This window comes from Brevibacillus massiliensis, from assembly GCF_000311785.1.
Lineage (GTDB): Bacteria > Bacillota > Bacilli > Brevibacillales > Brevibacillaceae > Brevibacillus_C > Brevibacillus_C massiliensis.
This window is the reverse complement of record NZ_HE978535.1, coordinates 751,281-762,397: the sequence shown is the minus strand read 5'-3', so window position 1 is coordinate 762,397 and position 11,117 is coordinate 751,281. Positions and strand designations below refer to the sequence as shown.

12 protein-coding genes are annotated in these 11,117 nt (G+C 52.5%); 9 read left to right on the top strand and 3 right to left on the bottom strand.

The features are described from left to right. Positions 1–381 precede the first annotated feature (381 nt). Positions 382–1,575: a glycine C-acetyltransferase gene (locus HGBM_RS03795; RefSeq protein WP_019119763.1), complete on the top strand. Its 1,194-nt coding sequence runs from the start codon at positions 382–384 to the stop codon at positions 1,573–1,575. Beyond that, on the top strand, positions 1,572–2,531 hold the full coding sequence (locus tag HGBM_RS03790; protein ID WP_019119762.1) for an L-threonine 3-dehydrogenase: 960 nt from the start codon (positions 1,572–1,574) through the stop codon (positions 2,529–2,531). Before HGBM_RS03795 ends, HGBM_RS03790 begins: the two co-directional genes overlap by 4 nt. Before the next feature lie 104 nt (positions 2,532–2,635). Here the strand turns inward: HGBM_RS03790 and HGBM_RS26555 are convergent, their stop codons facing one another. From HGBM_RS26555 to HGBM_RS03780, 3 genes are all read right to left on the bottom strand, one after another. Next, positions 2,636–3,151 carry a TIGR03943 family putative permease subunit gene (locus tag HGBM_RS26555; RefSeq protein WP_147512796.1) on the bottom strand — a complete coding sequence of 172 codons (516 nt, stop codon included), beginning with the start codon at positions 3,149–3,151 and terminating at the stop codon, positions 2,636–2,638. After that, a complete protein-coding gene (locus tag HGBM_RS28745; protein ID WP_051029569.1) occupies positions 3,067–3,564 on the bottom strand; it encodes a DUF1980 domain-containing protein in 498 nt (165 codons plus the stop codon). The genes HGBM_RS26555 and HGBM_RS28745 overlap by 85 nt, the downstream gene beginning before the upstream one ends. 79 nt (positions 3,565–3,643) lie before the next feature. After that, positions 3,644–4,402: a permease gene (locus HGBM_RS03780; protein WP_035286394.1), complete on the bottom strand. Its 759-nt coding sequence runs from the start codon at positions 4,400–4,402 to the stop codon at positions 3,644–3,646. Between the two features lie 383 nt (positions 4,403–4,785). Here HGBM_RS03780 and HGBM_RS03775 point away from each other — a divergent pair, with 383 nt between their 5' ends. The 7 genes from HGBM_RS03775 to HGBM_RS03745 all read left to right on the top strand — a co-directional run bounded on the left by HGBM_RS03775 (position 4,786) and on the right by HGBM_RS03745 (position 11,106). Next, a complete protein-coding gene (locus HGBM_RS03775) occupies positions 4,786–5,988 on the top strand; it encodes a GTP-binding protein (RefSeq protein ID WP_019119760.1) in 1,203 nt (400 codons plus the stop codon). A gap of 214 nt (positions 5,989–6,202) precedes the next feature. Beyond that, entirely contained in the window at positions 6,203–6,787 is a 585-nt protein-coding gene (locus HGBM_RS03770; protein WP_019119759.1) for an amino acid synthesis family protein, read from the top strand. A gap of 21 nt (positions 6,788–6,808) precedes the next feature. Then, positions 6,809–7,708, top strand: coding sequence for an NAD(P)-dependent oxidoreductase (locus HGBM_RS03765; protein ID WP_019119758.1), 900 nt, complete (start codon positions 6,809–6,811; stop codon positions 7,706–7,708). Then, positions 7,708–9,066, top strand: coding sequence for an MFS transporter (locus HGBM_RS03760; protein WP_019119757.1), 1,359 nt, complete (start codon positions 7,708–7,710; stop codon positions 9,064–9,066). Before HGBM_RS03765 ends, HGBM_RS03760 begins: the two co-directional genes overlap by 1 nt. A gap of 42 nt (positions 9,067–9,108) precedes the next feature. After that, entirely contained in the window at positions 9,109–9,861 is a 753-nt protein-coding gene (locus HGBM_RS03755) for an N-acyl homoserine lactonase family protein (RefSeq protein ID WP_019119756.1), read from the top strand. Further along, positions 9,854–10,258 carry a hypothetical protein gene (locus HGBM_RS03750; protein ID WP_019119755.1) on the top strand — a complete coding sequence of 135 codons (405 nt, stop codon included), beginning with the start codon at positions 9,854–9,856 and terminating at the stop codon, positions 10,256–10,258. Before HGBM_RS03755 ends, HGBM_RS03750 begins: the two co-directional genes overlap by 8 nt. After that, on the top strand, positions 10,255–11,106 hold the full coding sequence (locus HGBM_RS03745) for an alpha/beta fold hydrolase (protein ID WP_019119754.1): 852 nt from the start codon (positions 10,255–10,257) through the stop codon (positions 11,104–11,106). Before HGBM_RS03750 ends, HGBM_RS03745 begins: the two co-directional genes overlap by 4 nt. Positions 11,107–11,117 lie beyond the last annotated feature (11 nt).

Here is an 11,117-nt window from a genome sequence, read left to right as displayed (position 1 = left end):
AAGCGTCTCGGAGACGATCATGGAAGCCGCAGCTCATTGGCTGTGAGGATCGGCAGGTCAGGCTTCGCCAGCCGGTTGGGTATAAATTGAACAAGGAAATGGCTATTTTGAGCATCCTTTATTGGGTGCTCTTTTTTCATGGCTTGAGTTGAAAAATAGTCTACTTTGCCAAAATCAGGGGATGTTATGAATGGGCGAATATCCCATGGCGACAAGTGGGAAAACTAAAATTTATTGTCCATGTGATATAGACATTACGAAACAAAGATGCTACCTTTAAGATAGCAATCATTGATTTAATGCGATTTTATCAGTCCTTGCTAAGTGGACATTTGTTTGTCTGGAAACTACGTTGGACATCCCATGAAGGAGGGATCTGCCTTGGCGAGCAAAACGCTGGAGCATTTTTTGCAGGAAAATTTGGCGGCTTTAAAAAGGGAAGGCCTGTACAATGAGATCGATCCGTTGGAGAGCCCAAACGGACCCGTCATCAAGATCAACGGGAAAGAGCTGATCAACTTATCCTCCAACAACTATTTGGGCCTGGCTACGGATCAGAGGCTAAAGGAGGCAGCCATCGAAGCCATCAAGACCTACGGTGTCGGTGCCGGTGCTGTTCGCACCATTAACGGAACGCTGAAACTTCACTTGGAATTGGAAGAAAAACTGGCCCAATTCAAGCACACGGAAGCTGCAATCGCATACCAATCCGGCTTTAACTGCAACATGGCCGCGATCTCTGCAGTGATGGACAAGGCCGATGCGATCTTGTCCGATGAATTGAACCATGCCTCGATTATCGACGGATGCCGGCTGTCCCGGGCAAAAATTATTACCTATAAACATTCGGACATCGCCGATCTGCGGGAAAAAGCCAAGCAAGCGAGCGAATCCGGGCTGTACAAGAAAATCATGGTGATTACCGACGGGGTCTTTTCCATGGACGGGGATATTGCCAAACTGCCCGAGATCGTTTCGGTTGCAGAAGAATTTGATCTGATCACCTATGTAGACGATGCCCACGGATCGGGCGTGCTGGGAAAAGGGGCGGGAACCGTCAAGCACTTTGGCCTGTCCGACAAGATCGACTTTCAAATTGGCACGCTGTCAAAAGCGATTGGCGTCGTCGGCGGTTATGTCGCGGGCCGGCGGGAACTGATCGATTGGCTGAAGGTGAGAAGCCGGCCGTTTCTCTTCTCCACGGCGCTCACTCCGGGAGATGTGGCGGCCTGCATCAAGGCGATCGACATCCTGATGAGCAGCACAGAACTGCACGACAAGCTGTGGGAGAACGGCCGTTACCTGAAGCAAGGCCTGAAACAGCTCGGGTTTGACATCGGAGAGAGCGAGACCCCGATCACGCCCTGCATGATCGGAGAAGAAAAAGCGACCCAGGAGTTCAGCAAAAAGCTGTATGAAGCGGGCGTCTATGCCAAATCGATTGTTTTCCCAACCGTGCCCAAGGGGACGGGCAGGGTCAGAAATATGCCGACAGCCGCCCACACCAAAGAAATGCTGGATCAGGCTCTGGCCATTTATGAGCGAGTGGGCATAGAGATGGGGATTCTGCGATGAAAAAAATCCTGGTAACCGGCGCTCTGGGACAAATCGGTTCAGAGCTCGTCGTGAAAATGAGAGAGATCTACGGGGTGGAGAATGTCGTCGCAACCGATATCAGGCCGCATGAAACAGATGAGCATCGTTCCGGTCCTTATGAGATCGTGGACGTGACTGACGCCAAAGGCATGTTTGAGGTGGCGAAGAAATACCAGGTAGACACTATCATCCACTTGGCTGCCTTGTTGTCCGCGACGGCCGAAGCCAAGCCGCTGCTCGCCTGGAATTTAAACATGGGCGGGTTGGTCAATGCGCTTGAGGTGGCGAGAGAGCTTCGCTGCCAGGTGTTTGCGCCAAGCTCGATCGGGGCGTTTGGTCCGTCTACGCCAAAAGAGCGGACACCCCAAGACACCATCCAGAGGCCGACGACGATGTACGGTGTCAACAAGGTAGCAGGCGAACTGCTGTGTGACTATTATTTCCATAAATTCGGCGTCGATACCAGGGGCGTTCGCTTCCCCGGGCTGATTTCCTACGTAACGCCTCCCGGTGGCGGCACCACCGATTATGCGGTCGAAATCTACTATGAAGCGATCCGGCGCGGCAAATACACGTCGTACATCGCAAAAGGGACCTACCTCGATATGATGTACATGCCGGATGCGCTGCAAGCTGTCATCAGTCTGATGGAAGCTGATTCGTCACGGCTCATTCATCGAAATGCCTTTAATGTGACGGCGATGAGCGTCGCCCCGGAGGATATCGCTGCTGCAATCAAACGGCACATCCCCGGATTTGAACTGGAATTCGACGTTGATCCGGTGCGGCAGGAGATTGCGGAGAGCTGGCCCAACTCCCTTGACGCATCGGCGGCCGAAGCGGAATGGGGCTTTCAAGCAAAATACGACCTGGAGAAGATGACCGAGGATATGCTCGCCAAACTCCGCAGCAAAATGTTGGAAAAAGTAAACTGAGCAAAGGCACCTCTTTGACTGGTTGGTGAAGTCAGTGGGGTGTCTTTTGCCTGTCTTTATTCGGCAGGAAACCCCTGGTAATACACATATGGATCTTCAGGAGTCTAAACCGGCGTAATCTCGTCAGCCTGTAAAACCAGCAGATCATTCCCTTCGTATGTAGTAATCCGCAGTGTTCCTTTGACATGCACCCAACTGTCTGTGGGATACTTTTTCGCCTGGGGCGATTGGATTAAAATCCCAGATACAACGGCATCCGCGGCGCAGCAGGAGACAGAGAAGCGGGCTGCCACGAATTCGTCTTCCGACAGGCTCGGCTGCCGATAGACAAAGCCCGTCATCTCAAGCTGGTGTCCGTTAAACTCCTGGTAAAACAAATCGAGGATCGTCAGTCCGTCCAAAAAGATTTTGTCGTTCAGGTCGATGACCGGCTGTTTGTACATGGCGATCGCCGTTTTATGGTAGAAGTCGCCAAACCCCGCATCCAGAAACTTCTGTTCCAGTTCGGCATCATCCTTGGGTTTTCCTGAAGCGCTTACCACAGCTTGGGGAGACGGATCAGGATCACCTGAATGGGCGTTGACAGGGGGATTGCGATCCGCGGACGAAGCAGGAGACACCGGCTCAGAGTCACCTGAACCAAGGTTATCCGGGCCCTCTTGGCCCAAAGACGCAGCAGGGGCCGATTTCTTGGATTCCTTGTTGGCAGACAATACCGTTTTTGCGTCCCTTTTAACAAGTTTACGCCTTTTTGCTGTGCGACTTCGCTCCCCAATACTTTATCAGGCAGGAAGAGCCCCATCGCCACAGGCAGACGGAACAAGCTGTAAATCAGGATGTTTTTCCAAAATCCGCTGGGCAGGGCATGCACGCCGCCGCAATCACACGCGTCGTCGGATATGCCTCTGATCGCTTGGACGAGACTCATAACAGACAAGAGCACCAGGATCCCCAGAGTCACATAGCACAACATCTGCAATCGGGGAGCCAGGTAGTAGGTAATCGATCCGGTGAGCAGCAGCTTCGCCAACATAAAAAGAAAACTCGCTCAGGATGAAGCAGCGAAAAAGGTAGTGACGCCTGATCGTCTTGTCATTCATTAAAATCCCTCCTTACATGGGCAGAAAAAGGGTGAAAGCGAGAACGAGTGTGAATACGACGGCAATGAGCTTGGCGACAAAGGGGAAGCGAAACACGCCGAGCAGCATCAACGTATTTTTGAAGTCGATCATCGGGCCGAACACCATGAAGGCGACGAGCGAGCTCTTGCTGAACGTGTTGGCAAAGGAAGCGGCGATGAAGGCATCCGCTTCCGAGCAGAGAGAGAAGACAAATCCCAGACCCATCATGGCCAGGTGGGAATACACGGGCGTCTGGCCTACGACGGTCAGGATCTCCCGCGAAAAATAGACTTGTAGGACAGCGCTGACAAGAGCGCCCGTCGACACAGCCACCAGAGCCGCAATCAAGCTGCGGTACAGCACCATGTCCGGCTGCGCCGGAAAAGCCATGTAGGTTGCCGCCATGACCACGGGATTGATGACGGGGCCGGCCAGCAAATATACGATGCCGACGTAGACGGGCATTCCCTTGAGGATCAGCCGCCGGACGATCGGGACAATCGCGCATTCGCACACCGGGAATAAAAAACCCAACAAGGCGGCAAACGGGATCGCGATCAACGGGCTTTTGGGCGTCCAGCAGCGAACCTGCTCGTCCCGGACGAAGGTCTGGATGAAGGCGGAGAAGAATACGCCCAACAACACGAAAGGGATCGCTTCGAGCAAGATGCTGAGAAACAGGGTTTTGACATCCAGCAGGCGAGGCGATGCCGCGAGCTGGAAGGAGGAGAAGTCAACGGTCTTGTCCATCAGAAAAATAGAAAGCACTACGGCGATAACGGGCAGAAACAGCATCTCCAAAAGGTAATGGCGCCATTTTACCATTCGTTACACGACCTCCAGCTCACCAAAAAGGAATATCCTTCCGATTTAGTATAAAGCATATTTTGATAAAACGAAATCATTACGTTTTGTAAAAAGAAAAGTTTCTGGGTTGACGACATTGGCAAAATCGTGTAGGTTATGTGATATAAACCGTAATGATTACGATTTAAATCGGCGTTTTCGCTTTCCCATGCATCTTTACAAGGGCACATGTTTGCGGCGCTGCATGGCGATGGTCGAGCCGCATGCCGCAGGGGAGAACGATCGGGTTTAAATCGTAATTATTCTGATTTGAGAGGAGAAGCCTAATGGAGGACAAAAGAATTCCTGTTACCGTGCTGAGCGGATATCTCGGCTCCGGAAAAACGACGATCTTGAATCATGTTTTACATAAGCGGGAAGGGCTCAAAGTCGCTGTGATTGTCAATGACCTGAGTGAAGTAAATATTGACGCAGAGTGGGTGAGGGGCAACAGCAGCGTTTCGAGGATCGATGAAAAAGTGGTGGAGATGTCTAACGGCTGTATCTGCTGTACCCTGCGTGAAGATCTATTGGTAGAGGTCCAGCGATTGGCAAAAGAGAACCGCTATGATTATATTCTGATCGAATCGACAGGTATTGGCGAACCGGTCCCGGTTGCCCAGACCTTTACGTATGTGGACGAGGCGAACGGAATTGACCTCTCGGCGATTTGCCGCCTGGATACGATGGTGACGGTTGTCGATGCCTACCGTTTTTGGCACGATTTTTCTTCAGGCGAAAGCCTTTTGCAGCGAGGGCAGGCGGTTGACGAGACAGATACCCGGGAAGTGGTGGATTTGCTTGTCGACCAGATCGAATTTTGCGATATTCTGCTGCTCAACAAGTGTGACCTGGTATCTGAAGAAGATTTGCAAGAGTTGGAACGCGTGCTGTGCAAGCTTCAACCGACGGCAAAGCTGATTCGCACGACCCGCGGGCAGGTGGACCCGCGCGAGATTTTGCACACGGGCCGGTTTGATTTTGAACGTGCAAGCCAGTCGGCGGGCTGGATTTTGGAGCTGCAAAAGGGCGGCCATACGCCGGAGACCGAGGAATACGGGATTTCGTCATTAGTGTATCGGCGCCGCATTCCGTTTCACCCCGCCAGATTGAACAGCTGGCTGGAAAATTGGCCTGACGAGGTGGTCAGGGCGAAAGGTTTTGCCTGGATTGCCACCCGCAACGACCTTGCCGTCTGCCTGAGCCAGGCGGGGCCTTCTATCGAGCTGGGTGCGGCCGGTTATTGGCTCGCCGCGCTGCCCGAGGCGCAGCAGCAGGCTGTGCAGGCGGAACATCCCGAGCTGAAAGAAACCTGGGATCCCGAGTTTGGAGATCGGATGACGGAACTGGTGTTTATCGGGATCGATATGAAGCGGGAAGAGATTTTGCGTGGGCTTGACCAGTGCTTGCTGACTGAGGACGAAATGAACCGGGATTGGCATTCCCTGCCGGACCCCTTGCCAAAAAGCCATGTGATTGTAGAGGCATAGCAGAAAGCCAGTGGGCAGCCCTTGGGTCAGGGATGCCGTATCAAAGCGGGTTTTGCGCGAAAGACGCAAAACTCGCTTTTTTGTTTTCGGAAGACGAAGGATTTCGGAAAAGAAAGTGTAGACATTTATCAAAATAGAAAGTAAGATAGACTCATGAATACATTATTGTCGACAATCAAGTAGACAATAAACTTTTTTTAAGGGAGAATGGTCCATGGAGATTCGAAAAATGGTCACGACAGTAGAAGAAACGTACATCGAAGGGTTTAAACAAGTGGAGAAACCGGTAAGGGTGGCAGTCGCTGCAGCCGTCATTCAAAATCCCTACGCGGGGAAATACGTGGAAGACTTGCAGCCGCTCATTGACGAGTACTCTGCCAAGCTGGGAAAGCTTCTGCCGTCCAAAGCGCTGGAAGCCCTGGGCTTGTCCGGTGAGGAATGTGAAGGCTACGGCAAGGCGGCTTTGGTCGGCCTGGACGGAGAAGTGGAGCACGGTTCTGCGATCATTCACACGATGCTTTTCGGGAATGAATTCCGAAAAGTGTGCGGAAATGCCAAGACGCTGCTGCCCTCAGCCGAAAAACGGGGAGGAGCCGGAGCTTCGATCGATCTGGCGATTAAACATAAAATGGACGCAAAAATCCGCTCCCATCACATGAGTTTCGAATTTCGAATTCCGGACGCGCCCAGAGCGGATGAGATTGTCATTGCGGCTGCTGTCACCTCTTCGGGCCGGGCCCACCCGCGAATCGGCTCCCTGCATGCCGAGTTGGCGGCACAAGGCGAACAACAAGAGTAAACGAAAGGGGGATGTTTTGCGATGACTCGCATTGGTTTTATCGGGATTGGGCAGATGGGCAGATGGATGTCCGAGCATTTGCTGAGCGCCGGCTATCCCCTCACCGTTTTTGACGCGAATCCGGAAGCGGCGACTGAAGTGATAAAGAAGGGAGCGATCGCCGCTTCTTGTGTGCAGGATTTGGCCGAGAGAAGCGAAGTGGTGATCACCATGCTTCCCAACTCGGCTGCCGTAGAAGCGGTTGCCGAAGGTGAGGCTGGTTTGTTTCAAAGCATGAAACCGGGTGGAATGATCATCGACATGAGCAGTTCCTACTCGCTTTCCACACAACGGCTGGCAAAGAAGGCAGTGGAAGCGGGCTTGACGATGATTGACGCCCCGGTTTCGGGCGGCGTGAAAGGCGCCAAAGCAGGAAATCTGACCATCATGGTCGGAGGCTCTGATGCGGATTTTGCCAGAGCGCTGCCGATTTTGCAGTGCATGGGCAAAACGATCAATTTAGTCGGAGAAACAGGGGCTGGACACGCCCTGAAAGCGATCAACAACTATCTCTCGGCCACCTCGATGTACGCGACGGCTGAGGCGATGATTCTTTGCAAGAAACTGGGGCTCCATTTGAACACTGCGCTGGAGACGATCAACCAAAGCTCTGGCCAAAGCTTTTCCACCCATTATAAATTCCCGACGTTTGTGACGACTCGGCAGTTTAACTCCGGGTTTTCCCTCGAACTCCTGCAAAAGGATGTAAGGATGGTAAACTCGATTGCTCGCGATCAAAAAATTCCTTTGCTGCTGGGCGGGCTCGTCGAACAAATCTACGAGATGGCCTTGCACTCTTTGCCGGGTCACCCGGATCATACGGAGATCGCCGCTTTTTTGGAGAGGATGACCAATATCACGCTATCTGAGGGGGATTCATAATGGCCCAATACGCAAACAAGAAGTACGCCGACCTGCAGACAAGGAGCACGGTCGACAGCGTCATCGAGAAGCTTGCTGTTTCGAATACGCATATTTTTGTGGTGATTGCCGCCGCACTTGGATTTATGTTTGATTCATTTGATACCTACATCGTTTCTTACGCGATGCCGTCTATAATCGAAGAATGGAATATTTCCCCCGTGGTGAATGGTATCCTCCAATCCACGGGGCTCTGGGGAATGTTCCTGGGAGCGATTCTTTGGGGACCGATTACCGACAAGTTTGGCAGAAAAGTAGGCTTTATCGGCACGCTGCTGGGGTTTAGCCTATTGACCGGATTGACAGCGCTTACAAATGATGTCTACACATTTGGGATCCTCCGGTTCGTCACGGGACTTTGTCTGGGTGGGATGATTCCGGTCGATACAGCGCTCACTTCAGAGTATATCTCCACAAAGCATAGAGGGCGATTTACCTCTGTATTAACGGTGTTATGGCCGGTCGGCATGCTGATCGCAGCAGTTCTGTCGCTCCAATATGTAACCGTTTACGGCTGGCGGGTTCTCTTCATAGCTGGTGTCATTCCAGCGCTGCTCAGTTTTCTGATCCGCTGGAAGGTGCCGGAGTCTCCGAGATGGCTGTCTTCGAGAGGGCGTCTGGACGAGACCAAAGAGGTTTTGAAAAAGCTTGGGGCAGCGGATCAGGATGTGGAGAATTTGGAACTGCAGCCGCTGACGAAAGAAAAGGCAGGTCTTCGAGCGCTTTTCGAGCCCCAATACCTGAAAAGATTTATTCTTACGGCTGGATACTATTTCTTTGGCTACTTCGGTTATTACGGCTTCCTGCTCTGGCTGCCAACGATCCTGTCCAGTGTGTACGGGTTGACCATGACCAAGACGTTTGCCTACACGCTGTTTGTCGCCATCGCAGCGATCCTTGGACGGGCTACCGCTTTCTGGACCATCGAACGGTTTGGCCGCAAACAACTGTTCTACGTAGGTTTTGGGCTGGGGGGAGTTGCGGCATTGCTCTTCGGTCTGATTCAGAATCCCGTGCTCCTGGTCTGGGGAGCCTGCCTTTTGTCCTTCCTGTACGAACAAGGCGTAGCAGGCACCGTCGTCTATACGTCTGAGCTGTATCCTTCACATGTTCGGGCGACGGCAACCAGCTGGTCAACGGGAGCCGGTCGCGTAAGTGCGGCCCTTAGTCCGGTTTTGTTTGGTTACTTCATGGAAATCCAATTTTATTATGGCATCTATCTCACGATGGCCGTTTTCTTCTGGGTGGCAGTAGCGCTTGTTTTCTTCCTGGGTCCGGAAACAAGAGGAAAACGACTGGAGGAAATTGGGGCGGCATGATCCTGGAAATACGAAAATGGCAAGAAAGGAGCGGATCCTGTCATGGCTTATACAATCCATCCCCTTCACCTCGGAACTTTTGAGGCGATGGAGACATCGAATCTTCTCTATCAGGTCAATCCTGGCGTGAAAGTGCGCCAGCCCATACTCGGCTGGCTGATTCTTGGCGGGAAGGAACCGATTGTGGTAGATACAGGCGGTTCTGATGAAGAATGGGCCAAGCAGCACCACCACGGACTGCAGCGGCTGCCCGAGCATACCATCGAAGCGCAGCTGCAGAAGCATGGGCTGCAGCCGGAGATGATCCAGACCGTCGTGAATACCCACCTTCACTGGGATCACTGTTTTCAAAACGACAAGTTTCAAAACGCCACTTTTTACGTCCAGAAGAAGGAGCTTATGGCCGCGGTCGCGCCTCTGCCAACCCAGCGCGGTTACTACGAGGTTGGAATAAAGGGTGTCATCCCCCGCTGGATGAAAACATTTGACCGGATGAAGGCAGTCGAGGGAGACGTTACCTTGATGGACGGGATTCGCTTGGTTCATCTGCCTGGACATACGCCTGGCATTCAGGGAGTTCTCGTTGATACAAAAGACGGTCCGTATCTGATCGCCAGCGATACCATCGGCGTCTATGAAAATTGGGAAGGCAATCAGACGATGCCCCATATCCCCCAAGGCATTCACTGGAGCCTGGAAGAATATTTCCAAACATTTGAGAAAATGGAAAAGCTGGGTGCGAAAGTTTTGCCCAGCCATGACATGCGCGTACTGGAGGTTGATCATTTTGGGTGATCTGAAGGCTTTTTCTCCGGAATGGATGAAGGTTTTTCAGACAGCGGCAAACCGTGATCCTGAGCTATCGTGGATCGCCAAGCACATGAATTGCAGGTTTCTTTGGAAAATTGGCTGCTGCTCTTACCTCTTTCAGATTGAGGGAGGGAAAATCATCTCAATCGCCGAACCGACCTGGAACGACAGCTGGGATTTCAACATTGAGGGGCCAAAAGAGGCTTGGGACAAGTTTATCCAACCTGTCCCTCCGCCCGTCTATCATGATCTGCTCGGAATCGTAACCCGCATCCAGGACTGCTGTCTCAATGGAAACAGGCTGATGGCCATGCAGTACATGCGCTCGCTGACTCGCATGTTTACGGTCGCCCGCGAGATGCAAGGGGGCGGCGGGCTGTGATCCAGGGGCGCTATGTATCCGCAACCATCCAGAATAAGTCGTATGATATCTATTACGAAACGGCCGGAGAAGGTATTCCGATCCTGTGTCTTCATACGGCCGGCGCAGATTCGCGGCAATACTACGACCTGCTGCGCGACAAAGAGTTAACCTCGAATTTTCAACTGATTGCCTTTGATCTGCCGTACCACGGGCGTTCGATGCCGGCAGATGGCTGGTGGAAAGAACAGTATTTGTTGACAACGGAACGGTATGTCGAGACGATCATGGCTTTTATCGAGGCGGTCGGTATTGAATCGCCCATCGTGATGGGATGCTCGATGGGGGGAAGCATCACTCTGGAGTTGGCCTATCGGTATCCGGAGCGTTTTCGCGGTGTGATCGGCTTGGGGGCGGCAGCCCGGACGGAAGGCAGGTTCAACGAGTACTTATTCCATCCTCAGGTAAACGGAGGGGAGCTGTGCGCAACCAATGTGTACGGGCTTCTCGCTCCGCAAAGTCCGGAAGTGCTTCGCAGACGGGCTTGGTGGATCTACAGCCAGGGTTCGCCGGGGATTTACTACGGTGACATCTACTTCTACAGCGAGGAATGGGATGCGACCGATCGCGTTGGCCGGATCAATACGGAGGAATGCCCTGTCTTTCTGCTGACTGGAGAGTATGATTATTCGTGCACACCGGAAATGTCGAGAAAGACAGCGGAAAAAATCCCGGGCGCTTCTTTTCAGGTGATGAAGGAGATGGGGCATTTCCCGATGACAGAAAATCCCGATTTGTTCAAGAAGTATCTCGAACCGGTCCTCGGTGCTTTTTTGGAGCGGGAACGAGAAAAGCCGAATAGGCGATAAGGAGGAATCCG

What these genes read in the sequence shown, in the direction of transcription:
- HGBM_RS03790 (WP_019119762.1), top strand. Translation starts at nt 1,572, where the DNA reads ATGAAAAAAATCCTGGTAACCGGCGCTCTGGGACAAATCGGTTCAGAG.
- HGBM_RS28745 (WP_051029569.1), bottom strand. Translation starts at nt 3,564, where the DNA reads ATGTTGGCGAAGCTGCTGCTCACCGGATCGATTACCTACTACCTGGCT.
- HGBM_RS03780 (WP_035286394.1), bottom strand. Translation starts at nt 4,402, where the DNA reads ATGGACAAGACCGTTGACTTCTCCTCCTTCCAGCTCGCGGCATCGCCT.
- HGBM_RS03775 (WP_019119760.1), top strand. Translation starts at nt 4,786, where the DNA reads ATGGAGGACAAAAGAATTCCTGTTACCGTGCTGAGCGGATATCTCGGC.
- HGBM_RS03770 (WP_019119759.1), top strand. Translation starts at nt 6,203, where the DNA reads ATGGAGATTCGAAAAATGGTCACGACAGTAGAAGAAACGTACATCGAA.
- HGBM_RS03765 (WP_019119758.1), top strand. Translation starts at nt 6,809, where the DNA reads ATGACTCGCATTGGTTTTATCGGGATTGGGCAGATGGGCAGATGGATG.
- HGBM_RS03760 (WP_019119757.1), top strand. Translation starts at nt 7,708, where the DNA reads ATGGCCCAATACGCAAACAAGAAGTACGCCGACCTGCAGACAAGGAGC.
- HGBM_RS03755 (WP_019119756.1), top strand. Translation starts at nt 9,109, where the DNA reads ATGGCTTATACAATCCATCCCCTTCACCTCGGAACTTTTGAGGCGATG.